We start from the raw sequence: 21,987 nt of genomic DNA, 5'->3' as shown, positions 1-21,987 counted from the left end.
TAAGTCATGGAATCGATGCGACACACGACTGAAACATCGATGAAACACTTGTGCCGTATCGTGTGCGGGATTACGCCCGGGCCAGGCAGGGGTGACCAGATGGAAACTCGAAAACTCCACTATTTCGTCCAGATCGTCGACGCGGGGAGCATCAGCCGGGCGGCCGATTTCCTGCATCTGGCGCAGCCGGCGCTGAGCCAGCACATCGCGTCTCTGGAGAGCGAATTCGGCCAGAGACTGCTCGTGAGGACGCGGCGCGGTGTCTCGCCGACTCCTGAGGGGCTGTCCCTGTACCGATATGCCCAGGGAATCCTTCGTCTCGAACGGGCGGCCGGCATCGAGATCAGGAAAGGCTCGGGCGGGGTCTCCGGCTACGTGTCCGTCGGTCTCGGGAGCTTCAGCTGTGCCAACGAGTTCGGTGTGGTGGTGCTCCGCAAGGTGCAGGAGCGCTACCCGAACCTGGTGCTGCACTACGCCGACAACCTCTCGGTGATCTTCAGCCAGGCGATCAAGATGGGGCTGCTCGACGCGGCGATCATCTACGACCCGGGCCCGATCCGAGGGCTCCGGTTCGAGCCGATCCGTACCGAGGACATCTACCTCGTGGCGAGTCCCGACCTGCGCGTCGTCGAGCCGGGGGCCACCGAGATCACCCTCGACGAGGTGAGCGCGCTCGAACTGTTCCTCCCGCAGCCGCAGCACGTCCTCCGGCAGATCATCGACCGAGGCTTCCAGGCGGCAGGCCTGGAACTCGCGGTTCGCGCGGAGATCAATCCGCCCACCGGGCTCCACCAGGTGGTCAAGGCCGGCCTGGGAGCAACGTGTCTGCCGAAGTCGGTCGCGGAGGAGCTCTTCTCCGCCGACGAGTTCCAGATCCTCCCCATCGTCGAACCGGCGATGAGCGCCACCTTCGCGCTGTGCACGTCCGTACGGCAACCGATGTCCGACGGCGCGGCCGCGGTCATCGAGCTGATCCGCGCGGAGATCGCGGAGGCCAGGGCTCGCGATATGACCGGGGACGAAGTTACCTCGCGCCTGAGGCCGACCGCATAGGCACCTTCGGCGGGCTCACGCACGGTACTAGGGGTGAAGCACCCCGGCGATGAGCACAAGGATGGGCACGGACAACAGGGTCGTCAGCATCACGGCGCTGATGGTCATGGATTCGCCCTTCCCGAACCTGACCGCGAAGTTGTAGACGTTCTGCGCGGTCGGCAGCGCCGCGACGACCACGACCGGGAACAGGACCGCGTCGGGCAGGCCGAACACGTAGCGTCCGAGCACGAACGCGGCCACCGGCATCACCAGAACCTTGACGGCGGTGACCGTCGCGACCTGACGGCGGCCGGATCCCGGAGCGAGGAAACGCTGGCCGTGCAGCGCCATGCCGAAGGTCAGCAGGAAGAGCGGGACGCAGGCGTCCCCCACCAGTTCGACGGGTTGCAGCAGGACATCGGGCACGTGGACGCCGGACACGGCGATGACCAGACCGGACAGTGAGGCGATGATCGCGGGGTTCCGGACGGGTTGCAGGACGACCGTGCGCAGGTCGATGGTGGCCTGCGTCGACAGGTCGAGGATGATCAGGCAGACCGGCGTCAGCACGAGATTCTGGAGCAGCATCACCGGCGCCACGTACTGCGCGTCGCCGAGCACGTAGACCGACACCGGGAGGCCGATGTTCCCCGCGTTCGCCTGCACCGAGGTGAGGATCCCGATCACGGTGTCGGGAGCCGGCATGCGGAACAGCAGCCGGGACGCGGCCACGAACGCGGCCACACAGATGGCCATCGTCATCGCCGTCACGAGCACGCCGCGCGAGAAGAGGACGCCGACATCCGCGGAGACCATGACCGTGAACAGCAGCGCGGGGCTCGCGAAGAAGTAGATCAGCCGTGAGAGCGGGAGAAGAGCGTTGTCGCCGATCAGCCCCGTTCGCTGGATGACGTAGCCGAGGGCGATGACCGAGCCGATGATCGAAAAGCCGGTGAGGACGCCGATCACGGGTTGAGCGGATCTGTCGGGCGTGTGGTACCCGGCTGTTCCTCGTCACCGCTCATGCGTTGTTTCCGGGTCGTGAAGTGTTCCGAAGTCGCATGCTCCCAACGCTATGGGCGGTGCCGGGCGTCCACCAAGACCGGTTCCTGATGGCCGCCATAAGCGCTGCCGGGGAGCAGCCCGGCTGGACGACGGGGCGTGTGGCACCCGGCTGCGGCGTGGGCGCCGGGGCGGTGATGCCGGGAGACCTTCTACCCTTGTAGGGATATGGCTCATCTTCTTGGGGCTGAAGCCCTCCACCTGGAGTACCCGACGCGGATCGTGTTCGACTCTGTCACGCTCGGGGTGAACGACGGCGATCGCATCGGCATCGTGGGACGAAACGGCGACGGCAAGTCGAGCCTGCTCGGCATGCTCTCAGGCCGGTTGGAGCCCGACTCGGGACGGGTGACCCGCCGCGGTGGCGTCCGCATGGGCGTCCTGGAGCAGTCGGACGGGCTGGATCCGGGGACGACGGTGGGGTACGCGATCGTCGGCGACCGGCCCGAGCACGAATGGGCCGGCGATCCGAAGGTACGCGATGTCATCGCGGGGCTCGTCCCCGACCTCGGGTGGGAGGCGACCATCGGGACCCTGAGCGGTGGGCAGCGCCGGCGGGTCGCCCTGGCAGCGTTGCTGGTCGGCGAGTGGGACGTGATCGCGCTCGACGAACCGACCAACCATCTCGACGTCGAGGGCATCGCCTGGCTGGCGGCACACCTGACGACGCGGTGGGCGAGGAACACGGGCGGGCTGCTCGTCGTCACGCACGACCGCTGGTTCCTCGACGAGGTCGCGACCGCCACGTGGGAGGTGCACGACCGGATCGTGGAGCCCTTCGAGGGCGGGTACGCGGCCTACGTGCTGCAGCGGGTCGAGCGCGACCGGATGGCCGCCGCCACCGAGGCCAAGCGGCAGAACCTCATGCGCAAGGAACTCGCCTGGCTGCGCCGCGGCGCACCGGCGCGGTCGTCCAAGCCGAAGTTCCGCATCGAGACGGCCAACCAGTTGATCGCCGACGTGCCGGAGCCCCGCGACCGCCTGGAACTCTCCCGACTCGCCACCGCCCGCCTCGGCAAGGATGTCGTCGACCTGCTCGGCGCCGGGGTCTCGTTCGGTGACCACCAGGTGCTGCGCGACGTGGAGTGGCGGATAGCCCCGGGGGAGCGCACGGCCATCCTCGGCGCCAACGGTGCGGGCAAGTCGACTCTGCTGGGCCTGGTCGCGGGCACCGTGCAGCCGACGGCCGGACGCGTCAAGCGCGGCAAGACCGTGCAGGTGGGCGTGCTCGACCAGCAGTTCTCCGCATTGCGGGACATCGGGGACGAACTCGTCCGCGAGGTGCTCGGGGGTTTCCGGCAGGACTTCGTGGTGGACGGCAAGGAACTGACCCCGGCACAGCTGCTGGAACGCCTGGGGTTCGCCCGGGAACACCTGTCGGCCAGGGTGGAGGAGCTCTCCGGGGGCCAGCGCCGCCGGCTGCAGTTGCTGCTGGTGCTGCTCGCCGAGCCCAACGTGCTGATCCTCGACGAACCGACCAACGACGTGGACACCGACATGCTCGCGGCCATGGAGGACCTGCTGGACACGTGGCCAGGCACGCTGCTGGTCGTCTCGCACGACCGCTATTTCGTGGAGCGGGTCACCGACCAGCAGTTCGCGATCATCGACGGCCGGCTGCGGCACCTGCCGGGTGGGGTGGACGAGTACCTGCGGCTACGGACCTCGGACTCGGACGAGCCGAACCCCGCCGGTTCGCGAGCCGCTCCCTCGCCGCGCTCGTCCGCCGCCGAGGAGCGCGCCATGCGCAAGGAGATCGCCGCCGCGGAGCGGAAGCTCGAACGGCTGTCGGAGCGTGTCGCGGACATTCACGAGCGCATGGCCGCCCACGATCAGAGCGACTATCAGGGCCTGGGACGGCTGAGCGACGAACTGCGCGAGGCCGAGGCCGAGACGACGGCACTGGAGGAGCGCTGGCTCGAACTGTCGGAGCGCGTCGGCTGACGTCGTCCCGTCGCACTTGTGGGCGTAGAGACGCGCCGTGCAGAACGAACTCAATTCAATCGGACAGAAGGGCTTTCGGCTGTATAGGGCTGCGACGCGGTGATCATGTCGGGCTGAGGTGGGCAGGGAGAACCCACAGTCACGACTGTTGCCACGATCGGCTTGCAGGATCCCAGACCGAACGGTCCACGTCTCTGAGAAGAACTGGATCAGCGAACCCCACAACATCGTTGAGAACCAAGGTGAATTCCTCGGGGAGATGATCGGAACTGCTTCGGTGACGCCATCTGGCCCACCTCGGCTGGGCCAGATCGGCGTAACCATCGAGTATGTCCGCGAGCGGCCCAAGGACTGCGTTGCGGTGATCGGCAACGATACCGATGGCTTGCTGAAGATCGAGGCTTGTGAGCGCGTATCGGCGTGAGAGCGCCCAGATATCGCCGAAGTCGCGCCATCTGGTGTTCGCTGTGCCACGTTGGATCGCTGTGACGATCTTTTCCGCGTGCACCATGGGCAGGGGGTAGCCGACTAGCTCGAGGTCGGCGCCGCCGAGAAGCCGTGGCAAGTGGATGTGCTCGGGTTCGGGCCAGATCGGATCTCCGACGTTGACGTCGGCGTGGAAACTGATGACGGCGCTGGCCAGATGGGCGGTTGCTCCGACGCGCACCCCTGAGTACTCGTCCTCGTCACGGATGGTCTGAGCAGTCAGCGAATCGAGGTCGAACTCGATCCCGTCATCGGCAGCAGGTACAGTCGCGAGGATAGTGCGGACAAGATCGAGAACGGCGACCGTCTCGTTGCTCAGGTGAAGCGCGGCCAAGTCGACGTCTCGGGTTGAGCGGCGTATCCCGAATGCTGCCAGGAGCACGCCCCCCTTGAGGATCAGGCTCTCGCGCTCGTCGCCTGCGGCCAGGCGCGCGAGGAAGCCCTCAAGGATGTAGAGCCGCAGCAACTCGTCGGTCGTCCGTCCGGTGCGGCGGGCTTGGTTCTGCAGATCGAGATAGGCATCACCACCGGGCGTACCGCGGGAAACCCGTTTCACAGCAATACCTCCAACGCGGAGCGTACTGCCGCAATCGTGCGTGGAAACGCCTTCGCTGTGGCGAGTAGGGTCGATGGCTGCCCGCCATGACGCAGCCAGGTCTTCAGCGCCTCGGTCGCCATCTCTGTGCCTTCGCGGTGCCGGAACCGAAAAGCGTCGATGATCGACCGCTCAGCCGAGTAGAGACCGATCTTGCCACTTGGGATCTGCAGGGTTTCGCGACCGATCTCGAACGTGCGTGCATCGAAGTGATGCCACTGCACCCGAGCCTGTGTGGCAGGCGTCCAGGAACCTCGGGGGACTGCGACATCAATGACCGTCGGGATGTCATCAATGAGATCGTGGTGCTCCAGCGCGGTCCGTAGGCACAGCGTCGCCCGGGCCGAGCGGGCCGCGATCTCGATCAGGTCGTCATCGCCGAGTGCCTCGTCCTTGCGGTACACACCTCCGGACAGCGGCACAACAGCGCCGGAGGCCACGAGTAGGCGCAGCGGCCGTTCTCCGATGCGTCGCACGGCCTCGGTGTAATGAAAGACATCCGGCAGCGAGGCGAGCACGCTCTCGGTGTTGGAGGCCATCGTTGCTCCTTCCGTCGGAAATCCTCTACAGGAGTGCCTCTACTGTAAAGGAATTCCCCCCGGAACGACAGGGAACCGGGGCATTGTCCCGGATTTTCCCCCACGACGTCGCGGCCGCCGTGTCGTCCCGTCGCACTCGCCGGAAACGCCGCTCCCACCCGTGGGCGAAAGCGGCGCTTCCGGTAGTCGGCGATACGGTCGTTACTCGGTCGAGTCGGCGGCTGGAGCGATCCGGCGATTGCGCGGGCCCCAGAACCGTCGCCAGGTGAAGTACGCGAGCAGGACGAGCAGCGCGCCGGACACGACGGTGATCACCAGAAGTATCGTGCCGGTGATCTGGAGCCCGTCCTTGACGACGCTGCCCGGGGCGGTGCCGTCGTAGGCGAGCGAGTTCACCGTCGTGTACAAGATGTGGTGGATCGCGTTTCGGCCGTAGACGTACTCGGCGGCATTGTCGGGATCGAAGGTCCAGCGTGCGGAGGCGGGTAGTGCCGTGAGCTTCGCGTCCCCGCCGGCCTCGATCATCTGATAGGCGTCCATGAACACGCCCGTATTGGCATTGTCGGTGATGACGAAGCCGTTGAACCCCCACTCGTCACGAAGGACCCCGGTGAGCAGCGCGTAGGAGCCGCCGGTCCAGGTGTAGCCGATGCGGTTGAACGCCGACATCACTCCTTGCGACGCCCGCACCGTGGTGACCTCGTTGGTGAGGCTTCCGTCGTCGGCACGTGCGACGTACTTGACCTCCACCTCACCGGCCTTGATGGCGGACTCGAACGGTGCCAGGTAGATCTCGCGGAGCGACTGCTCGTTGCCCCATGTCGCCAACCCGAACTGGCCGTCACGGTCGCCCCGGTGGTTCTCCTGGTCGTTGAAGGCGAAGTGCTTGATGAACGTGTACAGCCCCTTCGAGGCGGCCCCGTACACGGTCTGGCTCGCGTTGACCGAACTGATGTAGGGGTCCTCCGAGTAGTACTCGCCGTTGCGGCCGGAGAACGGTGTGCGGTGGATGTTCATCGACGGTGCGTACCAGCCCTGCACCGAGCCCAGCAGTGCGTTGTTGCCGACGAAGGTGCCGTAGTCGAGCGCCAGGTCGCGGTTCCAGGTCTGCGCCAGCAGCATCGGCTGGCCGAGGCTCATCGCGGGTCCGCCACCGATCAGCCCGGATGCCGCGTCGATGTCGAGGTTGTACGGCTTGCCGACCGATTCGATCGCCGGCGTCCCGTAGCCCGCCACACCGATCAGGGTCTGGTAGTCCTCCGGCTCGAGTTGGTCGAGCAGGTCGTCCCACTGCGGATCGTCGAAGTCGAGACCGCGCATGTCCGCCACCGACAGACCGTTGTCGGCCCCGTAGACGAGGTCGGCGGTGATGGTGGAGGCATCCACGGGGTTGCCAGAGTCGGTCGAGTCGAGCGCCGCGAGCCCCTCGTCGGAGATCGTCTTCGTCCATGTGAAGGAAGCGGGGTTCCCCGACTCGTCCGTGCCGTTGATCTCGTTGCCCCAGGTGCTGATCTCGGTGGACGGGGTGCCGTCGTGAGTCGGCCAGGTGCCCACCCAGTCGGCGCGGCTGAGGTATTCCAGGTCGCCGGACGCGTCGTCGAACTGGTTGCTCACGGGTGCCCCCGTCGTCGAGTCGACCGCGTAGGTGGTCGAGTCGATCGCGCTGATCCCCGGCGTGTAGCCGGCCACCAGCGCGGCGTCGCCGTCGGCGGTCATACCGTCCTCGACGCCGTAGCCCTTGAATGCGAGCAGGTTGTTGACGGCGGCATGCGCGTCGGTGCCCGCGGTGAAGAGGTATTCGCCCGGCTCCACGATGTAGGTGCCGGCGCCGTTGGCATCGTAGGTCTTCAGCGACTCGGGATCGATCGTGGCCACGACCGACTGTGTGTCACCGGGCTCGATCGTGTCGGTCTTGGCGTAACCGACGAGTTCGGCGGACGCCTGCTCGATCCCGTTGGCGCGGTCGTAGTCGCTGTAGGGCTTCTGCAGATAGATGCCGACGACGTCGCGTCCGGCGACGTCACCGTCGTTGGTGACCTCCACGGTTGCCGTCCAGTTGTCGTCGTCGGACGTGTCGATCGCCAGGCCGCCCCACGTGAACGTCGTGTACGACAGGCCGTACCCGAACGGGTAGACGACCTGGTCGTCGTAGACGTAGTCGCCCGCGTTCCCCTGCCCGCTCACGGCATCCTCGTAGCGCGTCTCGTAGTAGCGGTACCCGACGTAGATGCCCTCCTTGTACGAGACGTAGTTGTATTTCGTCAGCTCACCGTTCTCGTCGGAGTAGGTGTAGCTGCCGACGTTCTGCGCGGCGGGCGAGCGCAGCGCGTCGACGGCGAACGTGTCGACCGTGCGTCCTGACGGATTCACGTCGCCGGAGAAGATGTGCGCGATGCGTCCGTCCGCCGAGGGTGCGTAGACGACCGCGTCGAGGTTGTCGAACTGGTCGACCCAGCCAAGGTCGAGCGCGGCGGTCGCGTCGACGAGCAGGACGACCTCGGGGAAGTTGTCGTTGAGGTACTGCATCAGTTCCAGCTCGACCGAGTTGGGCTCGAGGTAGCTCTTCACCTGGTCCTCAGGAACATCGGTGTGCTGCACCATCGATCGCGGCATGTCACGGCCTTCGCCGGCCACGCGTGACATGACATAGACGGGAACTGTTCCCTGGAAGGACGCCTCGAGGCCGTCGGTGGCCAGCAGCTCGTCGATCGGGCACTCGTTGATCGAGAAGTCCTCCGCGTCTCCGTAGCCGACCGAGCCGGCGCCGAGGCCGCAGTCCGCGCCCGGGCCTTCGCCGTAGAAGTCCCACAGCTGGTCGTTCACCCCGAAGCCGGCCTCTTCGAAGCCGTCCTTCAGGGACGAGAGCTCAGCGCCGCCGAACAGCGCCCCCAGAGGGTTGCCTCCACTCCCGCCGCTGTTCGAGGCGGCACCGAAGAAGCTGAACGTCGTGTCGGTGGAGAACGGCATCGCGCCGTCGTTCTTGAGCAGGATCGTGCCCTCGTCCACCAGCGAGGTACGCAGATCGACTCGGGCGGCGGCGAGCTCATCGGCGTTGTCGTAATCGGCCTGGTAGTAGTCGAGGTCGAGCCCGTCGGTGTCGACGGCCGAGTTGTCGACCGACTGCCGGTGCTCGCCGAGGACGAGATTCACCATGCGCGCGTTCGGGGGGAGGAGCGTGTAGGCCAGGTAGAGGAGACCGATGAGGGCGATCGCCAGGATCGCCGAGAGTACGGTCATGACTGTCTTGCGGACTACTCCGTGGGGACGCTTCTGCTTCTTTGCCATTGGGTGATTCCTTGCAACCGTCGTTGGTTCAGCAGAACACCGTGCCCTGCTGCGCCGAATCGCCGACTGTTGCGTCGGACCACGGCGTCTTGACGGTAATGACGTCGTGCCGGTGCGGTGGGGCCCCTCTGCACGAACCATCGGATTTCGCGCATAACCTGTCGCTCGTCCCGCGCCGGGGGAGGTGTCAGCCGATCTCGCGACCCGGGCCGGTCTCGCCGGGACGATCAGCGACGGCGTCCTGGTCGAGGGTGAGCTGGAGGAAGGCGAGGTCGAGCCAGGAGCCGAACTTCGTGCCGACCTGTGGCAGCAGTCCGACCCGCTCGAATCCGAGCTTCTCGTGCAGCCGGATCGACCCGAGGTTCCCGGCCTCGACGGCGGCGACCATGACGTGTTTGCCGATCTGCCGGGCCCGCTCTATCAGGACGAGCATGAGGGCCGTTCCGATGCCGTTGCCGCGCTGGTCGGCGCGGACGTAGACGGAGTGCTCGACGGTGTGACGGTAGCCGTCGAACGCGCGCCAGTCGCCGAAGGACGCGTAACCGAGCACCCGCCCGGTCTCGTCCACGGCCACCAGCACGGGGTAGCCCAGCCGTCGCCGGGCGGCGAGCCATTCGGAACGGTCGGCCGCGTCGACGGGCACCTCGTTCCAGATGGCCGTGGTGTGCTCGACAGCGTCGTTGTAGATCGCTGTGATCCCGTCGATGTCGGCGCTGCCCGCGTCCCGGATGTCCAATCCGACCTCCTCCGTCGAAGCGTCCGCGACCCGGGTCCGACGGGTCCGCGACGACGTCGATGGTAGCCGGTACGGGATGATGCCGGGAGACGCCCGGTAGGCGGACCGGCAAGTCAGACAGCACATCGTGGGGAAACGGGCGTGGCGCACGGCGATGGGTGTAATCCATAGGGTGAACGCGCACGCACGGGCGACGGTGTCTGGTCTCCCGGACGCCGCGTCACAACCCCGAAAAAACACCCCGGAAAAACAAAAGAGTGTGACTCATGGCCGAGTTATCTGTCCAGGAGATCCCCTCCTACACGGAGGAGGAGAAGAAACTCATCATCCGCAACAAGCGAGGCGTGCCGATCGGCATCAGGCCTCGCACGAGATGGACCCCTCTGAAGATCCTGCTCTGGATCGTCATCACCGCGTGCGGCGTCCTCGGGTGGACGATGCTCGCCGTCGTCCGCGGTGAGAAGGTCGACACGATCTGGTTCGTCGTCACGGCCGTATGCACATATGCGATCGCCTACCGCTTCTACGCCTTGTACATCCAGCGCACGATCATGCGTCCCGACGACTCCAACGCGACGCCGGCGGAGCGCGTCAACAACGGCAAGGACTTCGACCCGACGCATCGGGTCGTCCTCTACGGCCATCACTTCGCCGCCATCGCGGGTGCCGGTCCGCTGGTCGGCCCCGTCCTGGCCGCACAGATGGGTTATCTGCCGGGAACCCTGTGGATCATCATCGGCGTGTGCCTGGCGGGTGCGGTCCAGGACATGCTCGTGCTGTTCTTCTCCATGCGCCGTGGGGGACGCTCCCTCGGGCAGATGGCCACCGACGAGATCGGCAAGGTCGGCGGCACGGTGGCCACGATCATCGTCCTGGTCATGCTCATGATCGTCCTCGCCGTGCTGGCGATGGTGTGCGTCAACGCGCTCGCGGCCTCGCCGTGGGGCGTGTTCTCGGTGGGTTGCACCATCCCCATCGCCATCTGCATGGGCCTGTGGCTGCGGTTCGTCCAACCGGGCAAGATCACGCAGGTCTCCATCGTCGGTTTCGCCGCCTTGCTCGTGGTCATTCTCATGGGACGAGTCGTCGCCGAGTCGAGTTTCGGGCAGGCCTACCTGCACCTGTCGCCCACGGCACTGGTCTGGGCCATGATCGTCTACGGCTTCTTCGCGGCCGTCCTGCCGGTCTGGGTGCTCCTGACGCCGCGCGACTACCTGTCGACGTTCATGAAGGTCGGCACGATCGTCGTCCTGGCGCTCGGGATCGTCGTCGTCCGCCCGATCGTGGAGATGCCCGCCGTCACCGAGTTCGCCTCCAACACCGACGGCCCCGTGTTCGCGGGCACACTGTTCCCGTTCCTGTTCATCACGATCGCCTGCGGTGCACTGTCGGGCATGCACGCCATGGTGGCGTCCGGCACCACGCCGAAGATGATCCAGAAGGAGGGGCAGGCCCGCATGCTCGGCTACGGCGGCATGCTGATGGAGTCGTTCGTCGCCATCATGGCGCTTGCCGCTGCGGCATCGCTGAACCAGGGCATCTACTTCGGGATGAACACCTCCGAGGCGTCCGTGAACGCACTGGCCGGCACCGCGATCGTCCAGACCACCCAGGACCGCAACGAGATCACGGCCGCCGCGGTGGCCAACCTGGGGGTCACCGACGCGCAGGGCAACCCGATCGAGGCGCGCTGGGACTCGTGGGACGAGCAAGGCAATGAGAAGACCTATGTGGGCGGCGAGGCGTTCGCGCAGTTGGCCTCCGACGTCGGCGAGCCGTCGGTCACCTCACGCACGGGCGGGGCTCCGACCCTGGCGGTCGGCATCGCGCACATCCTCCACCAGATCGGTGGGGGCCGGACGATGATGGGCTTCTGGTACCACTTCGCGATCATGTTCGAGGCGCTGTTCATCCTCTCGGCCGTCGACGCGGTCACACGCGTCGCGCGTTTCCAGGTCTCGGACGCGGTGGGCAACCTCGTACCGCGGTTCAGGGACCCTTCGTGGCGCCCGGGTGCGTGGATGTGCACCGCCCTGGTGGTCGCGGCGTGGGGATCGCTGCTCCTCATGGGTGTCACCGACCCACGCGGCGGCATCCAGACGCTGTATCCGCTGTTCGGCATCGCCAACCAGCTGATAGCCGCTGTCGCGCTGCTGGTGGTCACGGTCATCGTGGTCCGCAAGGGATACACCCGGTGGGTGTGGATCCCGTTGGTGCCGTTCCTGTTCGACACCGCGGTGACCTTCACGGCCTCGTGGCAGAAGATCTTCTCGACCGATCCGAAGGTGGGCTACTGGCAGCAGTGGCGTGACGCCCGCGCGCTCCTGTCCACGCTCACCGATCCCGACAAGATCAGCATCCAGAAGGCCATCGTCCGCAACACCTTCATCCAGGGGACGCTGTCCGCCGTCTTCCTGGTGGCCGTGGCGTTCGTCATCGTCTGCGCGGTCCTGCGCGTCGTCAAGACGCTGCGCACTCACGACACCACGACGTCGGAGGATCCGCACCAGGAGTCGAACTTCTACGCGCCGGTGACGTTGATCGCCTCGCCGCTCGACAAGAAGCTCGTCGCCGAGTACGAGATCGTCGGTGATCCGGCGCTGATACCGGGGCGCAGGACGCACGGCGGCCCGCCGTCGGGTGGTTCGCCGGACGACCGGGAGGCTCCCGTCGCATGATCCCGGGGACGGTGAGATGAGCACGGTCGTGGGCGGGACTCGTCCGCCTCGCGTGCGGCACGCGTGGGCACGCTTCCGGGAGACCGTGGCGACCGCACGCGTGCTGTGGCGTGATTTCACGGGCGAGTCCGCCTACGACCGCTACCTCGAACGCCATCGACGGGAGCACCCGGACCACGAGCCGATGACCGGACGTGAGTTCTGGCGTGCTCGCGCCCGGTTCGACGAGGACAACGTGTCGTCCGGCTGCTGCTGACCGGGCTCGGTGATCGGGCGGACGCTGTGCGAACGCGCAACTACGAACGCGCAACTGCGAACGCGCATCGCAGTCGCGGATGAAATCTGTTGGTGCGGACGAGATCTCGTCCGCACCAACAGATTTCATCCGCGGATTGAGTGCGGGAGGCGTTAGCGAGGGGACGCGACATCCGCCGCGAGCGAGACGATCGTGTCGATCAGATCGGTAAGGCCTGGTTCCTCGACAGGGAAATGCCCGCACTCGCGCAGCAGGACCAGCGTGGTGGATGCGACGGCCCGCCGCAGCACCCGGACGCTGAGCTCGACCGGCGTCCAGGCGTCCTCGGCCGGGTGTACGAGCGTCATCGGTGTGGACGCCGCCCGCGGCGCGATATGACGGAACCCCAGGTACGAGGTGAGGAAGCCGATCGGCACCCGGGCGCCGCCTCCGCGAGGATCGCCGGCGCACAGCCTGGTCAGGTTGGGGTTGCGGCTCATCCTCGACAGGTTGGCGACCCACTTCACTGGGATCGTCGTCCTGGCGAACGGTCCACGCGTGAGCCCTGTCAGCGGGCCGGCGAGCACTCCGAGGATCCCGAAGCGCGTCATGCGCGCACGGGCGCGCCAGTCCCGAGGATCGAGTAGGCAGGTCGCCGCGACGGCGTCCACGTCGTCACTGCGCGCAGCGACCTCGTAGGCGAGCATGCCGCCGATGCTCGCGCCCAGCAGGACGAGCGGGCGTGCGTCGCGCTCGGCAGCGACCAGATCGACAAGCAGATCCACCCAGTCGCCGTAGCGCACCCCGTTCGGATCGGGGGAGACAGTGCGTCCGTAGAGGGGAAGGTCCACCGCGGCGACGTCCAACCCACGGTCGGCCAGCAGAGCCGCCAGTGGCCACACGGCGCCGCTGTGTCCGCCCGCGCCGTGTACCACCAGCACACGGGCAGCGGCGTCCGGACGTCGTGCGCGGGCTACGTGCACCCGGTGCCCGCGCCAAGGCCACCAACTCTCCTGCGGCTCCAGCGCCGCCGCGCTCTGCCTCGCGGCCGGGAAGAAGGCCGCGTAAGCGGTCTGCGTCACGGCTCCACGCTATCAACGCGGAGCCGTGCGCGAGCGACGACGTGTCGTCCGAACTCGATCCGCTCGCTATGCGAAGTGGGCGCCGTCCTCAGAGATGTAGAGCAACTCAATGGGACGCTGCGTGATCTGCTGCTTGATCTGCCAGTAGTTGTCGATCCAGACCGGCGTCTCGTCATCCTCGATCAGATCCAGAAACTCGACCAGATCGCTCTTGGTGAACTGTACGTAGTCCGCAGGGAGCTTGTTCTTCAGAGGCCAGGCGTGTTCGGCCATAGTTTGTTCCTTCCGGTGCTACACCCGCCCGGTGGGCAGGGTAGGCAAGAAAGGATGAACATGCGGCCATGATAGTGGTTCGACGTGTGCCCCGTGCAACTGATCCGAGCCGGGTATGCCTTCACCGAGGTGCTCCTGGTGGTGCTTTTCTATCGAAGAACTCGTTCCTCGCCCTCCTGCTCCAGAGCAAGAATGTAGGTCCTCGATGCCAGGGCCCACGCCTCCTCGACGTCGGCGACGGTTGCCCCGGTCTCCCGGGCCAAGCTGGCGTAAGTGCGCTCCCAATCGGCAGGTGGCCGATCGGGGAGCGAGCCGGGTGGGTCGATGTTGTTTCGTTCCCGGAAGACTCGCCGCACGGCGGCCCCGAGTTTCGCCGGACGGAGCCACTCACCCTCGATGAGCAGGACAAGGTCGACCAGGTCCTTCACCCGGGTCGAGGGGCGGTCGTTGGCATAGACGCGCACGCAAGCGTGATATTTTTCCGCGGCGTGCCGATCGAGACCAAGTGCACTGATCGAAAAAGCCTCACCCACGACGGCCGGTTCGATGTGCAGAAGCTCGGTCTCGTGGGATGACGCGTTGTCGGTGGTGACAACGTCGATGGTGGCCTCGGTGAACAGCGATCCGCTGTAGAACGCGCGGATGGGTATCCGCCAGGTGGTCGGTTCGGCGTCCTGGATCCGCATCTGCCGCGGCAGACCCACGTGAAAAGTGAAGCCATCCAGAAGATCACGACTCAGCGCCTCATCCAGGGTGTCCTGAAGATCGAGCGCACTGCCGATCGGGGCGCTCAGGCGCCACAGGTCGAGGTCCTTGGTCGAGCGGGCAACGAGCCCGAGACGCATCTCGAGGCTGAAACCGCCCTTGAGTACCCAGGCGTGGTCGAGGGCCAGCCGGGCGAGAACTCGTTGGAACGCGATGCGGCTGCGGAGGCGGGTAACCGGGATTCCCGTATTCCGGGCGGCGCTCTTGATGCGCTGGTTGATCCGCTGGGCTTCTTCAGATGTCGCCATGATGCTCCATTGCTGTGAGGGCACGTTCGAGACGAAGGGCAGCGCGTTCGGGAAGCTCGGCCGTACGTCGGAGGATCGACCGGCGGGTGACCATGCCTCGTTCCATGGCATCGGCCACCGCTTGATCGATGTGCTCCTGCGACAGGTTGCCAGCACTCACATCCGCCAGAGTGCGCAGGGGGCTCGTCACCGTCCAGGCGCGGCGTTGCTCAGTGTCCTCCGGCGGCACGACTTGGTGGTGGGTCATCACCATTGCATCTTTGGCCTTGAAACCCGGCGGCACGCTCAGATGCACCTGAGCCGGATCCACGTCGGAGAGCCCATGGACGCGCAGTGCGGACTCGTGCGAGACGACGCCCAGACCGCGGCTCCACAGCGTCCAGACGACATACTGGTCATCGAGGTCGGACGGCCAACTGGGCAGCCGGAACAGGCCACGATCGACACGGACCCAGTTGCCGGCGTCCACGTGGTATTTCTGCGCCTGGTAGGTGTAGCCCACTTCCTTGGCCTGGGCGGCCGTGAAGTAGCCGGACTGCTTGAAGGCCGTGGCTTCGAGCAGTCGGCGAGGGGCTTGGCGACCTTGGTTCACGACGGCGAGCATATCGCAAATCTCAATAATTCCTTTAGTTTTGAGGATAGCTATTTCATAGAAATACAGATTGTTCCTACGTGGTGGTCACGTCCGTTCGGGACGGGCGGGGCCTGAAGCACCTCGCGCCACTGGCGTCCCGGCACCGGCCTGGCGCGTGGCGCGCCCGAGCGCGGCCAGAACCACCCGGATCGGAGGCACTCGGTCGGCGCCACGCGCGGTGACGACATGCAGTGTCCGCCTTTCCGCGTGTGGCAGCGGGAGCGTCCGCACGCCGGGGATCACGGGGAAGGACTCCACCGCGAGGCGGGGGAGCGTCGCGACGCCGGTGCCCCGGGCGACCAGGCTCTCCACCGCGACGATGTTGTCGGTCTCGAAAGCGATGCGGGGGACGAAGCCGGCGCGTCCGCACAATTCCAGCAGGTGCCCGCGGCAGCGGGGGCACCCGGCGATCCAGTCCGCGTCCGCGAATGCGCGGACGTCGGCAGCAGTCGTCGCAGTCGCCATGCCGTCGTCCTCCGGGACGACGAGGAACAGTTCGTCGTATCCGATCGCGTGGACGGCCAGGCCGTGCGCACTGTCCCCGTGCGGATCGTCCCGGTCGCCGGGGTAGCTGAAGGTCAGCGCGACGTCGGCGCGGCCCTCGCGCACGGCGGCCACCGCCTCGGGCGGCTCCGCCTCCACGTAGGTCACCGTGATCCCGGGATGCTGCCCGGTCACATCGGCCAGGAGCAGAGGGACGATCGTCGGCGACGCGGAAGGAAACCCGGCGAGACGCACGTGCCCTGTGTGGGAGCCGCGTAGCTCGGCCAGTTCCCCGGCCGCGGCCTCCAGCGTCCTGGCGATGTCGCCGGCGTGCTGCGCGAGGACGCGTCCGGCCTGTGTCAGGCGCACGCTCCGCCCGACGCGCTCGACGACGGCCATTCCGATGCGCCCCTCGAGGCGGCGTATCTGCTGGCTGACGGCGGGCTGGCTGTAGCCGAGCGACTCGGCGGCCGCGGTGATCGATCCGGTGTCGCCGATCGCACGCACCACTCGCAGCGCCTGCAGGTCGATGTCGGCGACGAGGTCGTCCATGCTCATGCCGAAAACATAACACTGGGTGATGCTTTTGATTGGAAATCTGTTCTGGAGTTATGTTCCATGTCCTCCGAGACTGAGGTCATGACGATCACGACCGCTCAGCAGCACCAGACCTCGACATTGCCCAAGCGAGCTTCCTCGGCGGGCGCGGGTACCTCGCCGCCTGCACGAGCGGTCTGTGGACGCGCGACACACGCGAGGCGATGCGCAACGACCTCGACCGCGTCACCACGACCGGGCCCGACATGCGCGTCTACTCCGAGGCGATCGAGCGTAGTCGCGAGCACTTCGCCCACCTGGTCGGGGTGGACGCCTCGGCCGTCGCGATCGCCTCCCAGACGTCGGTGGTGGCCGGCCTGGTGGCGGCGGGCCTTCCCGACGGCGCGGAGGTGCTGTGCGTTCGCGACGACTTCTCCTCGATGATCCTTCCCTTCGTCCACGCCGGACGAGGCATCCACGTGCGGTTCGCCGAACTGCCCGCGCTGGCCGACGCGATCACGTCGACCACGGAGCTCGTCTCGTTCTCACTGGTCCAGTCAGCCACCGGGGAAGTGGCCGACGCGCAGGCCGTCGCGCGCTCCGCACGGGAACGCGGCGCACGCACGTTCTGCGACGCCACCCAGGCCGTCGGGTGGCTTCCCGTCGACGCAACGATGTTCGACGCGGTGGTGTGCCACGCCTACAAGTGGCTCTGCGCGCCCCGCGGTGTGGCCTTCCTCGTCCTTCGCGACGAACTCGTCGGTGACCTGCGGCCGGTGTACGCCGGCTGGTACGCCGGCGAGGACCCGTGGGCCTCGTGCTACGGCGGCCACGATGCACGGCGTTTCGACGTGTCTCCGGCCTGGCCTGTCTTCGTCGGCGCCGAGCCCGCCCTCGGGCTGTTCGCGGGTCTCGACCCGGCCGAGGTGTATGCCTACACGACCGCGCTGGCGGCTTCCCTGCGGGTGAAGGCGGGGTTGCCCGCTCCGACCCGTCCCAGTGCGATCGTGACCTGGCCCGATGCGGGCGGACGAAGCCTCGCGCGGCTGGCCGAGGCCGGCATCACGGCGTCCGGACGCAACGGCAGGGTGCGTGTGGCGCTCCACATCTTCAACGACGCCGAGGACGTCGAGATGGTTGCCCGGGCGCTCGGCTGGTGAACAGACCTGACCCGGTCGTCGGGGAGGGAAGACGGCCAGGCCCGTAAGCCGGGCGTTAGCGTCCCAGGCGAACCCGTATGCATTCCGTTAGGACCGGGGATCGGCCGCTTGACGCGGTGTTTGATCAGGCAGTGCGCCCTGCGGGGCGTGCGGTCCCCAACCGGGCAGACCGCGGTGCTCCAGATGGAGATCTCTCGTGCTCGACCTCGTCTACCTCGTGGGCGTGATCGCCCTGTTCGCAATGGTCGGCTTCATCGGGAAGGCGGTCGACAAACTGTGATCGTCTTCGAAGCAGCGGCCGCAGTCCTGGGTGTCGCGGCCCTGGTGTATCTGGGTTTCGCCCTGGTGAGACCGGAGCGGTTCTGATGGAATGGTTGTTCGCTCTCGCCGCGTTGGCGAGCGTTGCCGTCGTCCTCGGCCTGTCATACCGGCTGTTCGGCGACTACATGGCCTGGGTCTACACCTCCGAAAAGGACTGGAAGATCGAGCGGGGTCTCTACCGGCTTATCGGCGTCGACCCTCGCTCCGGACAGAGCTGGCAGGCCTACCTGCGCAGCGTCCTGGCGTTCTCCCTGGTCGGGGCGCTGGTCCTCTACCTGCTGCAGCGTTTCCAGCAGTGGCTGCCGTATTCGCTGGGCCTGTCCGCCCCGAGCGAGCACCTGTCGTTCAACACGGCGATCTCGTTCGTGACCAACACGAACTGGCAGTCGTACTCGCCCGAGGCGACGTTGGGCTACACGGTCCAGTTCGCCGGCCTCGTGGTGCAGAACTTCGCGTCCGCCGCGGTGGGTATCGCTGTGGCGATCGCTCTGGTGCGGGGCTTCGCGTCCCGGCGATCAGGCATGATCGGGAACTTCTGGGTCGACCTCGTCCGCGGGACCACGCGCATCCTCCTGCCGATCGCGGTGATCGGCGCCGTCGTGCTGATGATCGGCGGTGTGATCCAGAACTTCAGTGGTTTCACCGACGTGACCACCCTCGCCGGGACGACGCAGACGATCCCGGGTGGCCCGGTGGCCTCCCAGGAGGCGATCAAACTGCTCGGCACGAACGGCGGTGGATTCTTCAACACGAACTCCGCCCACCCCTTCGAGAATCCGACCGCCCTGACCAGCCTCTTCGAGGTGTTCCTCATGCTGGTGATCCCCGTCTCGCTGCCGCGTGCCTTCGGCCGGATCGTCGGCGACAACCGGCAGGGGTACGCGATCCTCGCGACCATGACGGTTCTGTTCGTCGTCTCCTTCGTTGCGCTCACGGCCTTCGAGCTGTCGGCCGGCGGCACCGCGCCACAACTGGCCGGCGGAGCGATGGAAGGCAAGGAGACGAGATTCGGCGTTGTCGGTTCGACGCTGTACGGGACGACGAGCACCCTCACGTCATCGGGAGCCGTCAACTCCATGCACGACTCCTTCACGGCCCTCGGAGGCATGATGCCGCTGCTGAACATGATGGTGGGCGAGGTCGCTCCCGGCGGTGTCGGCTCCGGCCTCTACGGCATGCTGATCCTTGCCGTCATCGCGGTGTTCATCGCGGGCCTGCTCGTCGGCCGCACCCCGGAATACCTGGGCAAGCGGATCGGCCCGCGCGAGATGAAGCTCGCGAGCCTGTACATACTCGTCACCCCGACGCTCGTCCTGGCCGGGACGGCGTTGAGCTTCGCGCTACCCGGGGTGCGGGACGAAGTCACGGGCACATCGATCTGGAACCCGGGAACCCATGGCCTGACCGAGGTGCTCTATGCCTTCACCTCGGCGGCGAACAACAACGGTTCGGCATTCGCAGGAATCACGGCCAACACACCGTGGCTGAACACGGCGCTCGGTGTGGCGATGCTGCTCGGGCGCTTCGTCCCCATGGTGCTCGTGCTCGCCCTGGCAGGTTCGCTAGCGGGTCAGGACAGGGTCCCGGTGACCGGCGGCACCTTGCCGACGCATCGGCCACAGTTCATCGGCCTGCTGCTGGGCGTCATCGTCATCGTGACGGCTCTCACCTATTTCCCGGTGCTCGCGCTCGGGCCGCTGGCAGAAGGGCTGGCGTAACCATGTCGACAATCACAAGGTCTCTCGAGCACTCGTCCAAGGGCGCTCGCACACCCGGTGGCGCCTTCACCTGGACACAGATCTGGGCGGCTCTACCCGGTGCCATCCGCAAACTCGATCCACGGCAGGAATGGCACAATCCCGTGATGTTCCTGGTCTGGACGGGGGCCGTGCTCACGACCTGCCTGGCGGTCGCCGAGCCCCTCGCGGGTGCCGTGGCCGCCGACGCCACGGCCGTGCCACCGGGATTCGTGTGGGCCATCGCGGTCTGGCTGTGGCTCACGGTCCTGTTCGCCAACCTCGCCGAGTCGGTGGCGGAGGGCCGTGGTAAGGCCCAGGCCGACTCGTTGCGCCGGACACGAACGAGCACCGTCGCGCACAGAATCGTCCGGTACGACGCGGCGACCGATCCCGCTGCGGCGGACACCCCGTGGCAGGACGTCGCTTCGGCCGACCTGCGCCTGAACGACGTCGTCGTGGTCTCCGCCGGTGAGCTCATCCCCGGTGACGGTGACATCGTCTGCGGCATCGCCTCGGTGGACGAGTCGGCCATCACCGGGGAGTCCGCGCCTGTCGTGCGGGAATCCGGTGGAGATCGCTCGGCCGTCACCGGTGGCACCCGGGTGCTGTCCGACCGGATCGTGATGCGGGTCACCTCACAACCCGGCGAGACGTTCGTCGACCGGATGATCGCCCTGGTGGAAGGCGCCCAACGGCAGAGGACCCCGAACGAGATCGCGCTGAGCATCCTGCTGGCGGCGTTGTCGATCGTCTTCCTCGTCGTGGTGCTCACCGTGAACCCGATCGCTTCCTACGCCGCGGACCCCGTGAACATCGCCGTGCTGGTCGCGTTGCTCGTCTGCCTCATCCCGACGACGATCGGGGCGCTGCTGTCCGCTATCGGGATCGCGGGCATGGACCGGCTCGTCCAGCGCAACGTGCTCGCGATGTCCGGCCGCGCGGTCGAAGCGGCGGGGGACGTCACCACCCTCCTGCTCGACAAGACGGGCACGATCACCTACGGCAACCGCCGGGCGACCGCCTTCGTTCCGCTCGGCGGCGTCCAGCCGGACGAACTCGTCCGCGCCGCGGCGCTGTCGTCCCTGGCCGATCCCACACCCGAGGGCACGTCGATCGTCGAGTTGGCGAAGGTCGAGGGCGTGGACGCGGGCACCAGCTCGCAGGGCGACATCGTGCCTTTCACCGCGGAGACCCGCATGTCCGGGCTCGACCTGATCGACGGGACACAGATCCGCAAGGGCGCCGGCTCAGCAGTCACTGCCTGGCTCGAACAGGAGGGAGTCCGCGTCCCCAGCAGCACCGTGTCGGAACTGGCCGAGCACACCGAGCACATCTCGCGAACCGGGGGAACCCCGCTGGTGGTCGCGGCTCGCAAGGCCGATGGGGACGCGCGTGTGCTCGGAGTGATCCACCTCAAAGACGTTGTCAAAGAGGGGCTCAAGGAGAACTTCGCCGAGTTGCGCTCGATGGGAATCCGCACGGTGATGATCACGGGTGACAACCCGCTCACTGCTGCTGCGATAGCCGAAGAGGCCGGCGTGGACGATTTCCTCGCCGAAGCCACCCCGCAGGACAAGCTCGCTCTCATCCGCAAGGAGCAGGCGGGCGGCAACATGGTGGCGATGACCGGCGACGGCACGAACGACGCACCGGCGTTGGCGCAGGCCGACGTCGGCGTTGCGATGAACTCCGGCACCTCGGCGGCGAAGGAAGCGGGAAACATGGTCGACCTCGACTCCGACCCGACCAAGCTCATCGACATCGTCCGCATAGGCAAGCAGTTGCTCATCACCCGCGGGGCCCTCACGACCTTCTCGATCGCCAACGACGTCGCGAAGTACTTCGCGATCATCCCGGCGATGTTCATGGGAGCATTCCCCGGGCTCGCCGTGCTCAACGTGATGGGACTCCACTCACCGGCCTCCGCGGTGCTGTCGGCGATCATCTTCAACGCGATCATCATCGTCCTCCTCATTCCGCTCGCTCTGAGGGGAGTGCGGTATCGGGCGATGAACGCGTCGCGAATCCTCAGCCGCAACCTGCTGATCTACGGCGTCGGGGGAATCGCCGCACCGTTCGCCGGAATCTGGCTCATCGACCTGGTCGTACGCCTCATCCCCGGGTTCTGACCAGGAACAAAGGAATCGTGA

General features: G+C 66.8%; 18 protein-coding genes. 8 read left to right on the top strand and 10 right to left on the bottom strand.

The window, feature by feature from the left end; all coding sequences use genetic code 11:
• The first annotated feature begins 99 nt into the window (after positions 1-99).
• Positions 100-1,053, top strand: coding sequence for a LysR substrate-binding domain-containing protein (locus FB473_RS11235; RefSeq protein WP_167167571.1), 954 nt, complete (start codon positions 100-102; stop codon positions 1,051-1,053).
• A 27-nt stretch (positions 1,054-1,080) separates the two neighbouring features.
• Here FB473_RS11235 and FB473_RS18485 read toward each other — a convergent pair whose 3' ends face one another.
• On the bottom strand, positions 1,081-2,004 hold the full coding sequence (locus FB473_RS18485) for an AEC family transporter (protein WP_167167568.1): 924 nt from the start codon (positions 2,002-2,004) through the stop codon (positions 1,081-1,083).
• 261 nt (positions 2,005-2,265) lie between these two features.
• On the opposite strand from FB473_RS18485, the gene FB473_RS11225 reads away from it, so the two are divergent.
• Positions 2,266-4,041, top strand: a complete 1,776-nt coding sequence (locus tag FB473_RS11225) for an ABC-F family ATP-binding cassette domain-containing protein (protein ID WP_167167565.1) — start codon at positions 2,266-2,268, stop codon at positions 4,039-4,041.
• A 139-nt stretch (positions 4,042-4,180) separates the two neighbouring features.
• Here FB473_RS11225 and FB473_RS11220 read toward each other — a convergent pair whose 3' ends face one another.
• The 4 genes from FB473_RS11220 to FB473_RS11205 form a co-directional block, all read right to left on the bottom strand.
• The gene (locus tag FB473_RS11220; protein ID WP_208390529.1) at positions 4,181-4,993 is read right to left on the bottom strand and encodes a nucleotidyl transferase AbiEii/AbiGii toxin family protein; all 813 of its coding nucleotides are present in this window, start codon (positions 4,991-4,993) and stop codon (positions 4,181-4,183) included.
• Between the two features lie 86 nt (positions 4,994-5,079).
• Positions 5,080-5,661, bottom strand: coding sequence for a type IV toxin-antitoxin system AbiEi family antitoxin domain-containing protein (locus tag FB473_RS11215; protein ID WP_167167559.1), 582 nt, complete (start codon positions 5,659-5,661; stop codon positions 5,080-5,082).
• Positions 5,662-5,862: 201 nt separating this feature from the next.
• A complete protein-coding gene (locus tag FB473_RS11210; RefSeq protein ID WP_167167556.1) occupies positions 5,863-8,946 on the bottom strand; it encodes a glycoside hydrolase family 3 N-terminal domain-containing protein in 3,084 nt (1,027 codons plus the stop codon).
• Positions 8,947-9,133: 187 nt separating this feature from the next.
• Positions 9,134-9,682, bottom strand: a complete 549-nt coding sequence (locus FB473_RS11205) for a GNAT family N-acetyltransferase (protein ID WP_243863538.1) — start codon at positions 9,680-9,682, stop codon at positions 9,134-9,136.
• A 266-nt stretch (positions 9,683-9,948) separates the two neighbouring features.
• Between FB473_RS11205 and FB473_RS11200 the strand changes: the two genes are divergently transcribed.
• Both FB473_RS11200 and FB473_RS11195 read left to right on the top strand, forming a co-directional pair.
• A complete protein-coding gene (locus FB473_RS11200; protein WP_167167553.1) occupies positions 9,949-12,360 on the top strand; it encodes a carbon starvation CstA family protein in 2,412 nt (803 codons plus the stop codon).
• Positions 12,361-12,376: 16 nt separating this feature from the next.
• Positions 12,377-12,616, top strand: coding sequence for a YbdD/YjiX family protein (locus tag FB473_RS11195; protein WP_167167550.1), 240 nt, complete (start codon positions 12,377-12,379; stop codon positions 12,614-12,616).
• 152 nt (positions 12,617-12,768) lie between these two features.
• Here FB473_RS11195 and FB473_RS11190 read toward each other — a convergent pair whose 3' ends face one another.
• The 5 genes from FB473_RS11190 to FB473_RS11170 form a co-directional block, all read right to left on the bottom strand.
• Positions 12,769-13,677: an alpha/beta fold hydrolase gene (locus FB473_RS11190; RefSeq protein ID WP_167167547.1), complete on the bottom strand. Its 909-nt coding sequence runs from the start codon at positions 13,675-13,677 to the stop codon at positions 12,769-12,771.
• Positions 13,678-13,743: 66 nt separating this feature from the next.
• Positions 13,744-13,950 (bottom strand): hypothetical protein, encoded by a 207-nt coding sequence (locus FB473_RS11185; RefSeq protein ID WP_167167544.1) that lies wholly within the window; start codon positions 13,948-13,950, stop codon positions 13,744-13,746.
• A gap of 149 nt (positions 13,951-14,099) precedes the next feature.
• Positions 14,100-14,963 carry a nucleotidyl transferase AbiEii/AbiGii toxin family protein gene (locus tag FB473_RS11180; RefSeq protein ID WP_167167541.1) on the bottom strand — a complete coding sequence of 288 codons (864 nt, stop codon included), beginning with the start codon at positions 14,961-14,963 and terminating at the stop codon, positions 14,100-14,102.
• Positions 14,950-15,555 (bottom strand): type IV toxin-antitoxin system AbiEi family antitoxin domain-containing protein, encoded by a 606-nt coding sequence (locus FB473_RS11175; RefSeq protein ID WP_208390528.1) that lies wholly within the window; start codon positions 15,553-15,555, stop codon positions 14,950-14,952. Before FB473_RS11175 ends, FB473_RS11180 begins: the two co-directional genes overlap by 14 nt.
• A gap of 87 nt (positions 15,556-15,642) precedes the next feature.
• Positions 15,643-16,638 carry a LysR family transcriptional regulator gene (locus FB473_RS11170; RefSeq protein ID WP_208390527.1) on the bottom strand — a complete coding sequence of 332 codons (996 nt, stop codon included), beginning with the start codon at positions 16,636-16,638 and terminating at the stop codon, positions 15,643-15,645.
• Positions 16,639-16,841: 203 nt separating this feature from the next.
• Here FB473_RS11170 and FB473_RS11165 point away from each other — a divergent pair, with 203 nt between their 5' ends.
• From FB473_RS11165 to kdpB, 4 genes are all read left to right on the top strand, one after another.
• Positions 16,842-17,777 carry an aminotransferase class V-fold PLP-dependent enzyme gene (locus FB473_RS11165; protein WP_167167535.1) on the top strand — a complete coding sequence of 312 codons (936 nt, stop codon included), beginning with the start codon at positions 16,842-16,844 and terminating at the stop codon, positions 17,775-17,777.
• Between the two features lie 276 nt (positions 17,778-18,053).
• Positions 18,054-18,143, top strand: coding sequence for a potassium-transporting ATPase subunit F (locus tag FB473_RS11160; RefSeq protein WP_167167532.1), 90 nt, complete (start codon positions 18,054-18,056; stop codon positions 18,141-18,143).
• Positions 18,143-19,816, top strand: coding sequence for a potassium-transporting ATPase subunit KdpA (kdpA, locus tag FB473_RS11155; RefSeq protein WP_167167529.1), 1,674 nt, complete (start codon positions 18,143-18,145; stop codon positions 19,814-19,816). Before FB473_RS11160 ends, kdpA begins: the two co-directional genes overlap by 1 nt.
• 2 nt (positions 19,817-19,818) lie before the next feature.
• The gene (gene kdpB / locus FB473_RS11150; RefSeq protein WP_167167526.1) at positions 19,819-21,966 is read left to right on the top strand and encodes a potassium-transporting ATPase subunit KdpB; all 2,148 of its coding nucleotides are present in this window, start codon (positions 19,819-19,821) and stop codon (positions 21,964-21,966) included.
• Positions 21,967-21,987 lie beyond the last annotated feature (21 nt).

The sequence above is a fragment of the Brooklawnia cerclae genome, assembly GCF_011758645.1.
Taxonomy (GTDB): domain Bacteria; phylum Actinomycetota; class Actinomycetes; order Propionibacteriales; family Propionibacteriaceae; genus Brooklawnia; species Brooklawnia cerclae.
This window is presented reverse-complemented; position numbering and strand designations above follow the sequence as displayed.